Below are 17605 nucleotides of genomic sequence, written 5' to 3' on the forward strand. Positions count from 1 at the left end.
AGCATATATAGAAAAAGCGCGAAACCATTTAATGATTTCGCGCTTTGTACTCTCAATATCGATACTAAAAATTAATATCTGTTTGATACAACCTTGACACCAGGGCCCATTGTTGTAGCAAGTGAGATTGTCTTAAGGTACTGACCCTTAACAGTTGAAGGCTTAGCCTTTACGATAGCATCCATAAGAGCTGTAAAGTTCTGCTCAAGCTGCTCTTCTGAGAAAGATGCCTTTCCGATAGGGCAGTGGATGATGTTAGCCTTGTCAAGACGGTACTCAATCTTACCAGCCTTGATATCGTTGATAGCCTTTGTAACATCCATTGTTACTGTTCCAGCCTTCGGGTTAGGCATAAGGCCCTTAGGTCCGAGAACCTTACCAAGACGTCCTACAACACCCATCATGTCAGGTGTAGCAACTACAACGTCAAAGTCAAGCCAACCTTCGTTCTGAATCTTAGGAATAAGTTCCTCGCCACCTACATGGTCAGCGCCAGCAGCCTGTGCCTCATCAAGCTTTGTTCCCTTTGCAAATACAAGAACCTTAACTGTTTTACCTGTTCCGTGAGGAAGAACAACCGCACCACGGATCTGCTGATCCGCATGACGACCATCACAACCTGTACGAATGTGTACTTCAACAGTCTCATCAAATTTTGCAGTAGCAGACTTCTTTACTAAAGAGATTGCTTCTGCAGCTTCATACTGCTGTGCTCTATCAATGAGCTTAGCAGCTTCAACATACTTCTTTCCGTGTTTCATCTCTTAGCCCTCCGTCAGTCTTCTACTACAATACCCATGCTGCGTGCAGTACCAGCGATCATGCTCATAGCACCTTCGATATCAACTGCATTCAGGTCAGGCATCTTTGTCTCTGCGATCTCTCTGATCTTATCTTTAGAAATTGTTGCAACCTTGTTCTTGTTCGGAACACCGGAAGCCTTCTGAAGATTGCAAGCCTTCTTAAGAAGAACTGCTGCAGGCGGAGTCTTTGTGATGAATGTGAAACTTCTGTCTGCATAAACTGTGATGACAACAGGAATGATGACATCACCCTTGTCAGCTGTCTTAGCGTTGAACTGCTTTGTGAATTCAACGATGTTAACACCGTGCTGACCAAGAGCCGGACCAACCGGCGGTGCTGGTGTTGCTTTACCAGCCTGGATCTGTAACTTAATGTATCCTTCGACTTTCTTTGCCATAATGGCACCTCCTAGAAATAATGTGGTCAGGCGCATTCCGAGTGTATTTCAGTGCACTGGCCAAATGTAGCTTGGCAAATGCTATACACAAATGCTCCCACTCCAGTTCCCATGAATTGAAATAACTTAATTCCAACTCATCTATATATAGTAGATTACTCTACGATATACCAATTAAAATATATTATTACTTGCGCACTTAATCATTTTCCATATGAAAATAATCAGCTTGTCACCTTACGAACTTCAGTGAAACCAATCTCAACCGGTGTCTCTCTACCAAACAGATTAACATTGATAGTAGCACTCTGCTTGCCAAAGTCCATACGCTGAACAATACCAACTGTACCATTCCAAACGCCGGCAACAACAGCAATCTCGTCACCCACACCAAAATCAACAGACATATTCTCTGTCTTGATTCCAAGAGGCTTGATTTCAGCATCTGACAGCGGAACCGGCTTACTTCCCGGTCCTACAAAGCCTGTAACACCTCTGGTGTTGCGGACTACATACCATGTCTCATCATTCATGTCCATATTTACAAGAACATAACCGGGAAACATCTTTCGGCTGACAGTTTTACGCGCACCATTCTTCATTTCAACAACATCCTGAAGCGGTACACGAACCTCAAATATCTGGTTCTCCAGATGACGATTCTCAATCGTCTTCTCAAGGTTTGCCTTAACCTTCATCTCATAGCCTGAATATGTATGAACTACATACCAGTGAGCGTTTTGGTGAGCAGGAGCCTCTGAAGCTTCCATAGTAACCTCAGCAGTATCAGCAGCAACTTCTTCAGAAGCAGCTTCAACAGCCTCTGTATTTTCCTCTTCAGTAGAGTCCAAAGTCAGATCGAGTTCATTTTCATTCTGCATCTCTTCTGCCATAATACTCCTTTATCAAATCTTGGTGATGAAGTTAATCAAATAACCAAAAGCATAATCAAACACAGCTATAAGAGCACCAACAATAACAGAAATGATAACTACTGCAGTTGTCTGCTTGGTAATATCTTCTCTTGAAGGCCAGATAATTTTGTTAAACTCAGCCTTGACACCCTTACAGAAAGCAGAAAACTTGCTTTCCTGTGCATTTTTTGCAGCATTATTTTCGCTCATATCAACTAAACCCCCTTAAAATCAAGGACTTTCCCCATACAGTTACCGGAATTACTTTGTTTCCTTGTGCGGTGTGTGCTTCTTGCAGAAAGGACAGTACTTCTTGATTTCCATTCTGTCAGGATGTGTCTTCTTATCCTTAGTTGTGTCGTAGTTACGGTTTTTGCACTCTGTGCAAGCAAGTGTGATTCTTGTACGCATTGTTCATTCCTCCGTGCGTTGTTTCTATAGATTTTACACCTATTTTAAGGCATAAAAAAAAGACCTAAATTTTCTGTCGCTTGTATAATATAGCATAGGTATATGCGAACGTCAATATATTTTTTTACATCCGTTCTTTTAAAGGATCCACTGTAATGCATCCTCTTCAATTTGATTTTATCGGCAAGCTGTTTCTTCTATATTATAGTATATTTTTTATTTTATAAGAAGTTTATACTTATTTAATTGACGATATTGCAAGCCGGATGATAATGTTAAGGTAATAAAACATGTCTTTGTATGCCCTCGTGTCGGTTGCCAATGGAATGGCAGGAGCACTCGCACGACATCAAGGAAGAAAGGAGGGGCAGCATGGCAGGCATTAATGTTAATGAAGCTTATAACCATTTTGCATCAACATACGTTGCAAAAGAAAATGCGAATGTAGACAAGCACAAAAAGAGCGAATTGCAGAGTGTCTACAAATCTATCGCAAAAATCAATAAGAAATCCCCTCTTCATGTTTTAAAACAGGATGATAATGCCCAGGCTGAGGCCGTGGGTCTTAAAGAGCATGCCCGGGTACTGAAAAGCCAGCTTGAAAATATCAGCAGTGAAGAAAACTCAACTCTTGGCAAAAAATCGGCGGTTTCTTCAGAACCGGATAACGTTACTGTTGAATATGTAGGAAAAGGTCAGAGTAATACTAAAGAATTTAATATAGATGTTTTCCATCTTGCGACCAATCAGATAAATGCCGGACATTTTCTTCCACCTGACGAGGATGTTTCACTTCCAAAAGGAAGCTACGCATTTAATGTTGGTATAAACGGTCACGAATTTGAATTCCAGTACAGCATAAGGGATGGCGATACCAATCACGATATACAGGCAAAGTTATCACGCCTTATAAATAAAGCCGGAGTCGGACTTATTGCAGGAATGCAGGAGGATGCTGCAGGTCGAAGCACCATAATTATCGGATCCAGCGATACAGGTGTTAAACCCGGACAAAATCTGAGATTTGATATAACAGAATCCAAAAATTCGGAAAACCCAAACAGTGTCTCCTATTTTGGTCTTAACCTTATAGCTCAGGAGCCCACAAATGCCCGCTTTGCACTAAACGGAACCGAACACAGCTCCTCTTCCAACCGATTTACGGTCGGAAATGAATTTGATATTACCTTAAGAGCAGCTACAGCTCCGGGATCTCCTGTCATTATCGGTGTTAAAAACGAAAGCGATGCGCTGGTTGAAAATGTACGTTCTCTGATAGACGGATACAACAGCTTTATCGATAGTGTAAGCAATGTCCATAATACAGGTTTTAAGAGTTCCAAACTGGTCGGCGAAACAGTTTCAATTGCACAACATCATATTAGAAATATAGATGATTATGGCATTTCTCTTTCGGAAGAAGGACGGATTGATTACAATCCACAGCGTCTGCGTGACAAATCAGTAGCCGGGCCTCCAAAGGAAGTAGTTGAACCTCTCCAGGAATTTGCAAAGGCACTACAGGAGAAGACGGATGAGATTTCCATCGATCCCATGAAATATGTGGAAAGACCTGTTTTCAATTACAAGGATCCGCATGGTGGCGACAATCCATCACCTTACATAACATCCGAATACAGCGGAATGATGTTTAACAACTATTGCTAAGCTATTTAAAGCACATTACAAGCTCGAAATTACCTTGCTTAGTACTCTTCTTAAACAATAAAGTGCGATCAAATCACATTAACTAAAATGGATTTAATCGCACTTTTTTATTACATGCTTTCTACCATCTCAAGGGCTGCAGCGATAACCTGGTCCATGTTGTAATACTTATACTGTCCTAGGCGTCCGCCAAAAAGCACATCTCCAAAATCATCCGCGAGCTTTTTGTACTCCGCGAACAGAGCATTGTTTCTGTCATCATTCATCGGGTAATAAGGTTCATCTCCCGGCTTCCAGTCTGCAGGATACTCTTTGGTGATGATCGTACCTTTTCCTGTTCCAAATTCAAAGTGCTTATGCTCGATGATTCTGGTATATGGAATGTCACGTTCCGTGTAATTGACAACCGCATTTCCCTGGTAGTTGTCAGTATCGGGAAGATCTTTAGTCTCAAATCTGAGGGATCTGTATTCAAGATTGCCAAGCTTGTATCCAAAGAATTCGTCAATCATACCTGTGAAAAGGATTTTTTCAAAACTGTCACCTGACTGTGATTCAAAAGGCTTTGCAGGAACATTTCCATCCATTTTCATAAACTGCTTGAATTCAGTGTTCGTCATAACCTCAATGCTTCCCGCTATGTTCTTTTCACATTCAGCATCTGCAGACTCCTGTAGAAGAAGCTTCTTTATTATAGAAGTGTAGCCTCCCATAGGAATTCCCTGAAATCTGTCGTTAAAATAGTTGTTATCATAAATAAATCTAAACGGAAGTCTTCTTATTATAAATGCAGGAAGTTCTTTGCAGTCTTTCCCCCACTGTTTTTCGGTATAGCCTTTTACAAGTTTTTCAAATACATCTCTTCCGGCAAGTGAAAGTCCCTGCTCTTCAAGGTTTGCTGCCTCAAAGCCTTCTCTGATGTCCTGTCCGCTTGCAGCCGCTACTTCAAGCTGCTCAGCTGCTTCCTCATCACCATTTGCCGCACGCTCTTTAAGAATACGTTTAACTTCCTTTTTTGCCTGCTCATCGATAATAGCCTTAGCCTCATCCGGAGTACGGATTCCCCAAAGCTTACTGAAAGTGTTCATATTAAAAGGAAGATTGTAAAGCTCATCGTGAAATACCGCTACAGGGGAATTGATGTACTGATTAAACTCTGTAAAGCGGTTTATATACTCCCACACCTTCTTATCAGAGGTATGAAAAATGTGAGCACCATACTTATGAACATTTATACCCATTCGGTTTTCCGTATAAATATTACCGCCTATATGATCCCTTTTATCTATTACAAGCACCTTTTTGCCTGCTCTTGCCATCTCATGCGCAAACACGCAACCAAAAAGTCCTGCCCCAACTACCAAATAATCATACTTCATATTCATTTCTCCTCGTCTATAAATGTACCCAGCTACTATATTCATTGGATATCATTTCATTCACAATATGTATTATATTATATTTTCCCTAAAAATAATATCGTAACGTTATTTAAAAAAAAAACCTCCGGAAAGTATATTCCGGAGGAAAAATAACCTGCATATGATGAGTGAGGTTTTTACGGTGCCTGGTACTTATCAAGTGCGGTAAGGTCACTCATGTAATCAAGTACCTTCTTGCGTCCAACCTTGTTGAGTTTAACATACTGCTGCATAACACGGTTCTCAACAATCTTATTACCAAGGTCTGTGCCTTTTTCAAGAGTACTGAAATCTACAGGATTAAGATTAAGCTTATCGCACATACGTATAACCGTTCCGTAAGCCATACCCTCTATACCTCTATCCAGTGCTGTTACCAATGTACTATATGGAATCGACATGTCTATCGCAAACTGTCTGACACTCTTGTATTGTGCTAAAATTTCTCTTTTAAGTATTTCAGCCTTCGTCATATCATTACCTCCTATTTCTACTACATGATATTACGTCTTTTTGTAGCATAAACAAGTATAACGTATGAACGTTTTTTCGTCACTTATTTTTTTCTTAAATTTTGTAATAAAATTAAATAAATATATCTTCGATTTTTGGACATATTGACAAAAAGTGCATGAATTCTGAATTTTCTATGTTCCACTCAGCACTCATGCACATTTTTTCGTTTCTGTAATTTTCACTCAGCCGACAATCTCTGATTTGAAATTTTAGAATAATTACAAAATTTCAAAATATTAAACGAAATTACATACAAATTTTTGAAATTTTTTTGAAATATTTTTCCGCTTTTTCGTGAGCATTTTATCACCAGTTTACAAAATACATCCATTTTTAGCTAAATAAAATTCAAGCTTATTAAATAGTTTCTCAGAATCCGTTGCATTTATAAGCGCATCGCCTGTCAGTATATAATCGAAGCTGTGCTCAGGCCAGGGAAAAGTAACCAGTTCGGGATCCCCTGATATCATATCATCTGCCATATATTGGGAAAGACCGGCAAAGACATCAACGTTTGTAATTCCCGCAGTAAAGCTGCCCGGCATCTGGTATTTAATTGCAGAAAGTGTATTTCCCATTCCGGCACTAATATCCAGAATACGAAGAACCTTATCATATAACTTAAGATCTGTGTTTTGATGCAGTTTTTCCCCGGACGTATTTTTTATTGTGCCGTCATCTGCCTCATCACTCTTCTTTCTGGTTTTTTCGGAAACACCTGCATCGTTGCAGGTGTTTCCGGTGTCAGCATTATTAGTCTCTTCTTTTTGTATAATAGCATCAAGCAATGCTGTTATTTTCTCATCTTCCGGGAGCGTGTAATTCCACATATCAAAGCCCCATTTCTCTATAAATTTTTCGCGGGACCTCTCCATAGCATCATTTTTATCTCCGAATCCGCTTCCTCCATGATGGTATATAAAAGCATTATGGCAAAGCACCTGCCGCCAGCCGGCAAGGCACAGTCGAATTCCCAGATCATCATCCTCAAAATAACCGGGTGTAAATCGCTCATCAAACAACATATAATCTGCAGAATGAAGCTCTTTATCGTTATGAGGGATCAAAAGTCCGTTTATCGCTTCACGCCTTACAAGAACAGCAAAGCCGGTCAGCCTGCATCTTACTTCAATAGGATTCCACATAGGAACATTGTGATCCTTCGCATAGCTTTTTGCTGTTTCAAGGGCAGCATCCAGACTTATAGTCCTCCACCAACGGTGCTCAAAAATCATACCCTTCGCATCACCAGTTTCAAAAAACCGGTCGCCCTCAGAAGTTGTTTTATCTCCGGAAGTTCCGTTAAACATCTTGTTATGAGGCATTTTCTGTTTACCGGTAGCAGGAATAACATTTGCTGAAATATCAGTAAGCGGTCGTGCTCCTCCTACCTTGACCCTGGAAAGGTAAGGCTCAATAGACTCTGTCGACACCTCCTGAGACGGTGCTGAATTGGTAACAGCACCTGCCGCACCGTTTCTTCTATCAGAATAAAGCCCCATCTTGAGCCAGAATAAAGCATTAGGCAAAAGAACAGCATCATTATTCAGAAAGAATATATCATTTTCAGGATTAGCTGCAGCAAGCCCCTTGTTACATCCGGCAGGAAAGCCTTCATTTTTCTCATTCTGAATAAGTTTTATATGGCTATCAAGGTCTGCCTGTTCCCTAAGAAAACGGATAACCTCACTGTCAGTAGATGCATTATCAACTACTATGATCTCATAAGCCTCGTCAGCACAATATCTTCTTATTGAATAAAGACACTCTTTGCAGAGTTCAAGATCGTTGTAGGAAACTATAACAATCGAAGTTCCGCGTACACCCGTCCTGTCACGGAGCCCATTTTGTGCTTCACGTATTATCTTTTCATCTTCCGTTTCATCGCAGTAATGAAGTGCATTTTCAAGGCACAAAAAAGCCAGGTCCGGATTCCTGTACCTGTAATACAGGCCTAACATAAAATAGAGTTCATAATTATCATAATGCGCTCTCAGGCCTTCAATAAGCACCGCATATTCGTCTATGCTGCTCCCCTGCTGCTCAAATTCTCCTGCACGCAAAATGAATGATTCAGCTGATTCCCGTTCTTTTTCAATCGTATGAGCCGCCATTTCTATCCCCCACAATTCAATCTAAAGGAAACTCTCTTACCATGAATTTCTCAGTTTATCCCACAATTATCATTAACAATTTGAAACCGAATTCCAAAAAACAAATGAAGACCGCGCAGTATAGCACATTCTGTAGTAAGCAAAAAAGATATTGCTAACAGAAAAATGATATACCGGCTATACGAACTATTCATTTAAATCTGTCAATAACCTCTGCTATTTCATCAAGATTAATCTTCAATTCTTCATCATAAAGATCCATGGATTTCTCTCCTGAAAGTGGCACAATGGAAGGTGCAATATCCTCATCCATATAATCATATGAGATAAGCGTTCTCTTTTTTGGATCGATCATCCAATATTTCTTTACTCCCGCCTCACAGTATTTCACGCTTTTAATAAACATATCCTTTTTCCTGCTAGCAGGTGATATCACTTCCAGAACAAAATCAGGAGCGCCGTTTACAAAGTCATCCGTAATCTTATTTTCATCAAGAACAATAAAAAGGTCCGGTTTTACCATAGTCATATCATCATTGTCCAGCCTGACATTTGCAGGAAAGCACATGGCAATACCACTTTTCATACCATCCAGATAACACGCCATCCGTTTTAAAAATCTGCTGATTATTATCTGATGAATAACCCCGGGCATATCCACTTCATAAAAAACACCGTCAATCAATTCCATGCACTGACTTTTGGGTAGATTATAGTAATCCCTTAATGTGTATTTATCTCTCTGAGAAGTCTTACTATCCGTCCTGCCCTCTGCTCCGTATGAAAATGTTTTCTCATTCAGTTCGCTTCTGCGCTCAGGCTCATAAAGTCCATACGAAACACTGTTTCTCTCATACGAATAGGCCTTCCCGGAATAAACAGATTCATCACCTGTAAGCACCTTCTCAATAGCGTCAAGAGTTGCCTTCCTTGGCTTTTTGGTGTCACCTGAAAAAATTCTCTGCAAAGTAATCGCAGGGACACCCGTATATTCAGAGAGAACCGCAAAACTGTACCCTCTTGACTCCTTTATGTTTTTCATCTCATCTATGGTCATATCTAAGACTCCTATGATATCATTTCAAAGTTTGTTATAGCATATGATATCATATTTTATCATTTATTGAATCAAATATTCAAGATGTCATTACTTTATAAACAAGATTCTACCACCCATTTGCCTGTATAATACCGCAAAAAGCTACCCCTATTTTTTTAGGAGTAGCTTCAATCATTTTTATATATAATCCTATGTCACAAGTCTTTTATGCGCAGTGCATAGCATTGCCATGGATTTTGAAAACGCAAAATAAAGAAAATATTGATCCATATCCGGTTCTTGATTTTCTGAGGAAAATCAAAAAACTATATATATTTATAGGCAAACAATTTGGCAAATTATAAGCGTGATAAAGTACAGCCCATTAGTAAGATGCTCCCTGAATGTTCAAATTCCCGGGGATTACTTCACCTGCACGTTCATTATTTTCATAGTTATTATCATCAAAGGATGGTCCGTCCTGATAGTGGTTTTCATGTGAACCACCATCTTCGTAGCTGCCATCAGATTGACCATTATCATCAGAGATGATTCCGCCATCGTGGTAACCATTCCCGTCAGAAGGGATGCTACTATCTGAATAACCGTTTCCATCAGAATAATTGCCGCCCTCAAAAGAGCCGTTTTCATCAGAATAGTTGTCATCGTCTGAATCGCCATCTTCATCCGACTCACTGTCATCAGATGTGTTCTCATCAGAATAACCATCGGAGCTTCCTATTTCCTCATCAGAGAACGGATCGTCGCTGGCGTCTATATAATAGTCATCATCACCGTGAGAAGAATCCAGTGTATCCAAATCACCTTCTTCTGTTACATATTCTTCTCCTGAAGGCTCTTCACTGTATTCGCCCTGTGATTCGGCATCAGCTCCGTCATTTGCTGCATTACTGTATTCTCCGTTTGCCTCCTCAGGATTTGCATCTTCAGGATTACCTTCATTAGCACCTTCAGCTTGCGATTCTGCTCCAAGGCCGCCATCAATATAGCCACCTTCTTCAGTAGCTTCTTCTGTGTAACCGCCTTCATCAGAACCTGCTTCGGATGTACTTCCTTCCTCAGATCCTACATCTGTATACTCGCCATTTTCAGCACCTGCTTCTTTGGATTCACCATTACCTGAATCATCCTTATTTTCTGTCACAGCATCGCTATTTTCGCTGCTTAAGTTTTCTTCCTCTGCACCATTCGCATTCTGTTTTTCCCCAGAATTAGCATTCTCATTTCCGGATTCTTCACTTATTGAACCGTTCTCAGAGGAGCCTTCTCCCTCTGTCTTGCCATTCTCATCAGAATCGTTTTCATCAATAACTTCGTAATCAGAATCTGTTTTGCCATTGCCTTCAGGATTTGTCACTCCATCTCCTTCAGACGCTGTGCCATTACCTTCTGCAGCTTTCTTATTCTCAGCTTCTTCTGCCTTTTTAGCATTATATTTTTCTATATAATCATTTATCTTTTCAGCTCTGATTCTCTTATATTCATCCTGAGCAAGTTTCTGAAGTTCTTCATTAACAAGTTCAGAAAGCTTGTCTTCCTTAAGCTCAGCGAGTTTCTTGTCCACCAGTTCTGCAAGCGCAGCATCCTTCAACTCCGCAAGCTTTTCCTGTCTGAGATTATCAAGCTTTGTCTTTCTCTCTTCCTGCTTCTTCTGCTCTTCTTCCTGCTGTTTCTTCTCAGCCTCTTCCTTAAGCTTCTGTGCGGCTTCCTTCTTTGCATTTACAGCTTCCCAATCGGTAAGGATAGGATCTGCTTTCCAGGTAACTTTAATATCAGGACAGCTGTCAACCTTGGACCATACAGCGTCCTCATTGCAGCGACCAAAAAGACCAAATGAGATAGAATCAAATCTGATCTTATCCGGCATCTGACTAAATTCATAAGTATATCCGCCTGTAGTCTCGTCTTTCTTATAGATATAAGCGTCCTCAGGCGCAGCTTCGAGTTCTACGTCAAGTTCTGCTTTTCCTGTGGAATCGATAGGGATGATATTGCCACGGTCATCTACAAGGGCCATGTAAATAGAACAGTTTGTAGAATCAGAAAACGTCTCTTCATTTGAAAAACCAATTTCTCCGATATTTGATGCCTTAACATTAATCTTCACTTTTACAGGAATATTACTTCTGTTCTCTATAGTAACCTGATCACTTGTTGAAGAATAATCATAAGCACCATTTTTGTTTTTAAAAAGAAGATTTGCTCCCTGTTCAACATTTCCACCATCGTCTCGCCCATTTTCGTAATCGTAGACAATAAGCAATGGATCTATGATATAGTCAAATGGTGAATCTCCTGTTACCGTAGGATAACAAATATTTGTAACATCCATGGGATGTTTTTCCGTATCGTATTCTTCCGAATCATTTTCTGCATTGCCTTCAGAATTTTCATCTGATTCTGAAGCATCATCTTTATTTCCCAAATCACCTGCAGCCTTATCATCAGAGTTTTCTACATCAGGATTTTCATTTGCAGATTCCGCACCATCCTGATTGTCCTTCTTTGCATTTTCCTCTGCTTCGAGGGCATCAAGTTCCTGCTCCAATGCAGCTTCATCTATTTTCGCAAGGAGCTCATCAATATTAATCTCAGCTTCAAGAGCAGTCATATCTATCGTAGCACGAAGTTCTTCCTCATCAATCTGCTCCAAAAGAGCTTCCTGATCAATACTTTCCTTAAGTTCATCCAGATCAATGCTGTCTCTTGCTTCTTCTTCAAGTTCAGCAATAATCTCTTCATCAATATCTTCTATTCCGTCTATATACTCATCTGATTCCAATGTCGATACATCTACTGAACTATCTGTTTTATTATCACTTTCAGAAATATTTGAAGAATTATTGCCAGCAGCCTCATAGCCTTTAGCTGATGTCTCATCCGGAGCAGTCTCTACGACTGTAGAATCTTCTGAAACCATAACAGCATCCGATCCTGCAGCACTGTTTGTTGTTTCATCGTATGCATATTCATCACCCGCTGCATTTTCAACTTCTCCTTCAGACGCACAAAAAGCCGCCAATGGACTTACCACCAGCAGCGAAGATATTGAAATTGCCAATATTGTATTAAAAAATCTACTCTTCATAACGGTCACCTCCGACATCCATGTCATACCGGTACTTACATATATTATATCGGTTATGATGTCAAAAAGATTAACCTAACTCTTATAAATTCATTAACTTTATATAAATTAATTTTCTTTTTATCCTTTTATAATAATTTATACATCAGATAACATATATAATGTATTTAACCGTTTATTTATTAACAAAATTGGGGAGATTTTCAATGGATATAATTCATGTTACAAGGTCATCCATGCCTTCTTATGAAGAATATACAGAAGCAATAAAACCGTTGTGGGATTCTCATTGGCTAACAAATATGGGTAAATACCATAGAGAACTTGAGCAAAAACTACGTGAGTATTTGGATGTTCCAAATGTGTCTTTAATGGTAAACGGACACATGTCATTAGAGTTAACACTGCAATCTTTTGGCTTTCCTACAGGTTCCGAGGTAATAACCACTCCCTATACTTTTATATCTACCACCCACGCAATAGTTCGTAATGGCTTGGTTCCTGTATTTTGTGATGTCAAACCTGAAGATGGTACAATTGACGAGAGTAAAATCGAGGATCTAATCACCGAAAAAACAGTTGCTATTATGCCCGTTCATGTTTATGGTAACATATGTAACGATGAAGTGATTTCTAAAATTGCGTATAAATATAATCTCAAAGTCATTTATGATGCATGTCATGCTTTTGGCGAAAAAATAATTTCAAAAGATATTCAAGGCAATAGTATATCCAAGGGCGTAGGTAATCTTGGTCATGCCTCTGTTTTCAGTTTTCATGCCACAAAAGTTTTCAATACTATTGAAGGCGGAGCCTCCGTATTCAGTGACCCGACATTATATGACAAACTGTATAATTTAAAGAACTTTGGAATAAGAGGAGAAGAGTTAGTTGTTGAAGTTGGTGCAAACGCAAAAATGAATGAGTTTTGTGCCGTAATGGGACTTTGTAATTTAAAGCATATTGATCAAGCCATTAAAGCTCGCTCTATTTGCAGTGAACGCTATACTTCTGCTCTCATTAGCGTTCCAAGAATCAGACTTCTTACTCCCAGAGAAGATACCACTCGTAATTACGCCTACTATCCAATAATATTAGGTAACGGCTATAAATGTTCACGAGACGAACTCTATATAAAACTACGAGAACATAATATTTTTGCAAGAAAATATTTCTATCCTATCACTTCTGATCAGGCATGTTTTAAAAACAAATATAAAAAATGTGATTTAGAAATAGCACGTGATATGTCAGAGCATGTCCTTATGCTTCCGATTTTTGAGGACTTAAGCGAGGAAGACCAGGACAGAATAATCGATATTGTAATAAATCCAAATAAATAGCCCATTTCTAAGGGAATACACTTATTTATGAGTTCCCGAATACAATAATGAACGTGCGATTGGTAATCAATTTTAAAGAACCTCGCAGCAGCGAGGTTCTTTTTCTAATGCTTCCTGTATTTAAGTTTCTTTCTCTGTTCTTCTTCTATCGGCAGGATCTCAGTGTCCTTATATGTCAGCGCTTCGTGTACAGCCTCAAGATTTCTCTTAAGCTTACGAATTCCATCAGGTTCAAGCGATGCTGCGTGATCGGTTCCCTTCCAGGTACGGTCAAGGGTATAATGTCTTTCGATATAACTTGCACCCAGGGTATATGCAGCCACATCAACCGCTATTCCAAGATGATGTCCGGAAAAGCCAATCGCTTTAACTCTTCCCTCATATTGCTCTCGCATGCGGGTTATCTCCAAAAGACATACATCCTTAAAAGGCACCGGGTAACCGGAAGTGCAATTATAAAGAACCAGGTCTTTTGCTCTGCCCTTCTTCTCAAAAAGAGAAACTATCTGCTCTTCTTCCTCTCTCTTAGTCATGCCGAAGGAAAGCTGGATTTCTCCGCCATAGTTATCACACAGCCAGTCAAGCATCTCAAAATGTGTATTACAAGCAGATGGTATTTTTAAAAACCTGGGTTCAAGAGCTGTAATTTCTTTAGCGCTTGTCATATCCCACACCGAAGTGGAATATATTATCCCGACCTCTTCACACCATTTTTTCAGCTGCGCATGCTGTTCCGCATCAAACTCAAGGAATTCCCTATGCTCACCATAGGTCTTTCCGTATGAATTGTAGGGATTTGGATGCGGTGCATTATATTGTTCCTCTGTCAATAATTCCTTCGGACAACGCTTTTGGAATTTAATAGCATCCGCTTTGCAAAAATATGCCGCTACATTAATTAGTTCATGGGCGATATCCATCTGCCCCATGTGGTTACATCCCGCCTCCGCGATAACAATAGGTTTTTTATATTCCATGTCTTGCCCTCATATCTCTTTATTTTCTTATTCTGTAAATATTTCATATCAGTGTAGTTGTTTATAATTCTGATTTAGAATGAATACAGTAGATATGAAATAAAGCAGCTAAACTTATATTACTCTCCAAGAATATGGTCTATAATTTCTCTCACTGCACCATGCCCTCCGGGTTCGTTTGCGATATATTTTGCAACCGCTTTAACACTCTTATGCCCGTCAGCAACAGTACATGGATAGCCCACATATTCCATAGCCTCAAGATCATTTATATCATCGCCGACAAAGACCACGTTTTCCGGCATAATACCGTTTTCTTTACAAAGTCTCTCAACTACGCCCTTCTTATCCTTGCATCCCGGCTCATAAATATCTATCTTGAGCTTTTCAACTCTCCTTTTATTTATATCGACATTTTCTCCGGTAACTATACCAACAAGGATTCCTCTCTCTCGAAGAAGACGTATTCCCATGCCATCCTTTGTATTGAACTTTTTTAGAAAATCGCCATCAGGGGAATAATACATTCCGGCATCCGTAAGACACCCATCGCAATCTGTCAGAAACATCTTAATTTCAGGGATTTTCTGTTTGCTTCCAAAATTGTCACAGCATGAGTCATTTTTCGAAAGCTTGCTTGCTCTATCTCCAAGACGCTTTCTCATGAGTCCTTCAATAATTTCCCAATCCGATGGCTCATCTATTTCAAAGAAAGTTTCTTCCGGCATCTCAACTGCTTTTATATTCCCTGAAACGCGATTCTTTGACTCCATAAGAAGCTCTTTTGATGTAATGTAAAAAGCACCGTTTTCTACAAGGTATCCGTCAAACTCCTGACGCCTTGGTCTATGGAACACATCATAATTTGATGGATGTGCAAAACCTTCATCATCAACGCTCCAGTTAAAACGCTTCTGCCTTACTACAGATAATACGCTGTTTACATCATCGCTTTCAAAAGTCTCAAAACCTCTATCAAGATTATCAGCAGTAAGAAGCGGTGAAGTCGCCTGAATCAGTACTATGTTGTCAAACTCATATTTATCGGCAAATTCAAGCATTGCGAATTCAGTTGGTGCAGTATCAGAGGCAGATTCCGCGGAACGACCGATTATCTCAAGTTTACTGAAGGCATCAAAAATCCTATCATTCCTGACTTCGTTGCAGCACTTCTGTAGCGTTTCACATATCTCAGCACTGTCAGTGGCAACATAGACCTTATCGATATAACTGCATTCACATGCCGCCTTTACTGTCCAATAAACAAGCGGCTTTCCGCAAATTGGTTTTATATTTTTCAGAGGTATTGATTTACTCCCTCCACGAACCGGTATAAATGCTACATTCATATGTCCGCTCCTAATAATCTATGCATTACAGAACGCATTTTCCTCTTCCGTCCAAAAAGTATTATTTATCAAATAACACCTGTTTTAACTCTTCCAATCAATAAGACTCTCTATCATATCTACATCAAACACCGGAATACCGCATTTTTCCTTAACCTTTTTACGCTCAGCAAAAGAGTCATCAATAAAAATTGCATCTGTTTCTTTTATATAATCACTTTTCTCTTCACTTTTTTCGAGGACCTGAATATCTTCAAACAGTTCTTCTGAAATTCCTGCCTTTTTCAGATCCGCATGGATATCAGTTGAATGCTTACTTAGAAGGATTATTCTCTTTCCTTTATTCCTTGCCTGATATACAAAACGCATCACATCGGCATTCACCTTATCCCCCAGCGTCAGAATGTCATCATAGTCAAGGTAGACATAGTCGTAATCAATGCCAATTCTGAAAGCACTGTAAAATGCTCTGTCCAAAACTATGTCATAATCATTCTCAATTATCGAAACCGGATATCCCCAGAAAACAAACAATGTGAGCATAGGGAAATTAACCCCTGTATTTCTGTATAATCCGGCGGTACCAGGGATTCTGGGCGAAACCTCCATAAGTCTGTACTCACCGTTCAAATTCTTCTTTACCTGAAAAAACCAGGCTCCTTTAAATTTCAGCTTTCCATTAAGCCTGTTAGCTATATTTCTTACAGCATCATCCGTGTCCATACTTCTTGTCCTGACACTGATCCCCGTCTTAATGCGCTCACGCATGCGCTGTCTGCAAAACAGAAGCTCACCATTACCATCTGTAAAACAATCTACCGTATATTCTGCACCGGGGAGATATTCACAAATCACATAATCCGAATTGTAATTCATGTCTAATTCTGAACGGCTTATAATTTTCCTTGCACCAACTGAGCCCTGCCCTGTTATCGGTTTAATAAAAACCGGAAAATTTATAACTTCATCCGGTGTTGCATAAGTTTCCGGAATAAATTCCTCACTCTGAAAAAACTCATAGGTTTTTTTCTTTGATCTACAAATCCCCGTTGTCGTTTTATCAGTAATTATCACCTGCGCATGAATTTCATCTGCATGTTCACTGCAGAATAAACACGAACTGTCATGCGCCGGATAAACGCAATCTATTTCATTTTCATCTATTACGTTATTGAGAAAATCAAGAAAATTTGCATCATCAACAAAGGGAAACCCTGTTATCAGATTCTCATAAGTAAATTCTGAGTGATCCGAAGCACTGGTTCCTCCGTAGATTTTTACAAATTTAGAATATTTAAGAGAATTTTGAATTTCAAATGCTATCTCTGTCCCTGCTGGGAATATCAGTATCTTTTTCTGCAAAATGTCCCCCTCGATAAAATTTTAATAAAAATAATCCAAGAGCTCAATTTACACACCATTCATCTCTGAAATCCATCAATTTATTATATCACTGACAAAACATAAAAAATAGTTGCTTTGCTACACTCTATAACATTTGACGTTCGACAAATATAATGATAATCTTGAATTAGCAATAATA

15 protein-coding genes are annotated in these 17605 nt (G+C 39.4%); 2 read left to right on the top strand and 13 right to left on the bottom strand.

The annotated features are described in order from the left end of the window. Nucleotides 1-71 precede the first annotated feature (71 nt). The 5 genes from rplA to rpmG all read right to left on the bottom strand — a co-directional run bounded on the left by rplA (nucleotide 72) and on the right by rpmG (nucleotide 2526). Nucleotides 72-761, bottom strand: a complete 690-nt coding sequence (gene rplA / locus BV60_RS0114195) for a 50S ribosomal protein L1 (protein WP_029322780.1) — start codon at nucleotides 759-761, stop codon at nucleotides 72-74. A gap of 14 nt (nucleotides 762-775) precedes the next feature. Continuing rightward, nucleotides 776-1201 carry a 50S ribosomal protein L11 gene (rplK, locus tag BV60_RS0114200; RefSeq protein ID WP_026511780.1) on the bottom strand — a complete coding sequence of 142 codons (426 nt, stop codon included), beginning with the start codon at nucleotides 1199-1201 and terminating at the stop codon, nucleotides 776-778. Between the two features lie 224 nt (nucleotides 1202-1425). Beyond that, on the bottom strand, nucleotides 1426-1971 hold the full coding sequence (gene nusG / locus BV60_RS0114205; protein WP_029322781.1) for a transcription termination/antitermination protein NusG: 546 nt from the start codon (nucleotides 1969-1971) through the stop codon (nucleotides 1426-1428). Nucleotides 1972-2106: 135 nt separating this feature from the next. After that, the gene (gene secE, locus BV60_RS0114210) at nucleotides 2107-2325 is read right to left on the bottom strand and encodes a preprotein translocase subunit SecE (RefSeq protein WP_029322782.1); all 219 of its coding nucleotides are present in this window, start codon (nucleotides 2323-2325) and stop codon (nucleotides 2107-2109) included. A gap of 51 nt (nucleotides 2326-2376) precedes the next feature. Beyond that, nucleotides 2377-2526: a 50S ribosomal protein L33 gene (gene rpmG, locus BV60_RS0114215; protein ID WP_022760828.1), complete on the bottom strand. Its 150-nt coding sequence runs from the start codon at nucleotides 2524-2526 to the stop codon at nucleotides 2377-2379. A 372-nt stretch (nucleotides 2527-2898) separates the two neighbouring features. Here rpmG and fliD point away from each other — a divergent pair, with 372 nt between their 5' ends. Continuing rightward, entirely contained in the window at nucleotides 2899-4194 is a 1296-nt protein-coding gene (fliD, locus tag BV60_RS0114220; protein WP_029322783.1) for a flagellar filament capping protein FliD, read from the top strand. Between the two features lie 110 nt (nucleotides 4195-4304). Here fliD and BV60_RS0114225 read toward each other — a convergent pair whose 3' ends face one another. The 5 genes from BV60_RS0114225 to BV60_RS0114250 all read right to left on the bottom strand — a co-directional run bounded on the left by BV60_RS0114225 (nucleotide 4305) and on the right by BV60_RS0114250 (nucleotide 12393). Beyond that, on the bottom strand, nucleotides 4305-5573 hold the full coding sequence (locus tag BV60_RS0114225; RefSeq protein WP_029322784.1) for a UDP-galactopyranose/dTDP-fucopyranose mutase family protein: 1269 nt from the start codon (nucleotides 5571-5573) through the stop codon (nucleotides 4305-4307). Between the two features lie 179 nt (nucleotides 5574-5752). Continuing rightward, nucleotides 5753-6088, bottom strand: a complete 336-nt coding sequence (locus BV60_RS0114230; RefSeq protein WP_029322785.1) for a hypothetical protein — start codon at nucleotides 6086-6088, stop codon at nucleotides 5753-5755. Nucleotides 6089-6445: 357 nt separating this feature from the next. Further along, on the bottom strand, nucleotides 6446-8245 hold the full coding sequence (locus BV60_RS0114235; protein WP_029322786.1) for a glycosyltransferase family 2 protein: 1800 nt from the start codon (nucleotides 8243-8245) through the stop codon (nucleotides 6446-6448). A 190-nt stretch (nucleotides 8246-8435) separates the two neighbouring features. Continuing rightward, nucleotides 8436-9302 carry a Uma2 family endonuclease gene (locus BV60_RS0114240; RefSeq protein WP_029322787.1) on the bottom strand — a complete coding sequence of 289 codons (867 nt, stop codon included), beginning with the start codon at nucleotides 9300-9302 and terminating at the stop codon, nucleotides 8436-8438. Nucleotides 9303-9669: 367 nt separating this feature from the next. Further along, entirely contained in the window at nucleotides 9670-12393 is a 2724-nt protein-coding gene (locus tag BV60_RS0114250) for a hypothetical protein (protein ID WP_029322788.1), read from the bottom strand. A gap of 206 nt (nucleotides 12394-12599) precedes the next feature. Here BV60_RS0114250 and BV60_RS0114255 point away from each other — a divergent pair, with 206 nt between their 5' ends. Further along, entirely contained in the window at nucleotides 12600-13736 is a 1137-nt protein-coding gene (locus BV60_RS0114255) for a DegT/DnrJ/EryC1/StrS family aminotransferase (RefSeq protein WP_029322789.1), read from the top strand. 104 nt (nucleotides 13737-13840) lie between these two features. Here BV60_RS0114255 and BV60_RS0114260 read toward each other — a convergent pair whose 3' ends face one another. The 3 genes from BV60_RS0114260 to BV60_RS0114270 all read right to left on the bottom strand — a co-directional run bounded on the left by BV60_RS0114260 (nucleotide 13841) and on the right by BV60_RS0114270 (nucleotide 17424). Then, nucleotides 13841-14713 (bottom strand): N-acetylneuraminate synthase family protein, encoded by an 873-nt coding sequence (locus BV60_RS0114260; RefSeq protein WP_029322790.1) that lies wholly within the window; start codon nucleotides 14711-14713, stop codon nucleotides 13841-13843. 119 nt (nucleotides 14714-14832) lie between these two features. Next, complete coding sequence (locus BV60_RS0114265; protein ID WP_029322792.1) at nucleotides 14833-16062, bottom strand: acylneuraminate cytidylyltransferase; 1230 nt, start codon at nucleotides 16060-16062, stop codon at nucleotides 14833-14835. Nucleotides 16063-16146: 84 nt separating this feature from the next. Continuing rightward, nucleotides 16147-17424: an ATP-grasp domain-containing protein gene (locus BV60_RS0114270; protein ID WP_029322793.1), complete on the bottom strand. Its 1278-nt coding sequence runs from the start codon at nucleotides 17422-17424 to the stop codon at nucleotides 16147-16149. Between the last annotated feature and the right edge of the window lie 181 nt (nucleotides 17425-17605).

This window comes from Butyrivibrio sp. AE3004 (assembly GCF_000703165.1).
Lineage (GTDB): Bacteria > Bacillota > Clostridia > Lachnospirales > Lachnospiraceae > Butyrivibrio.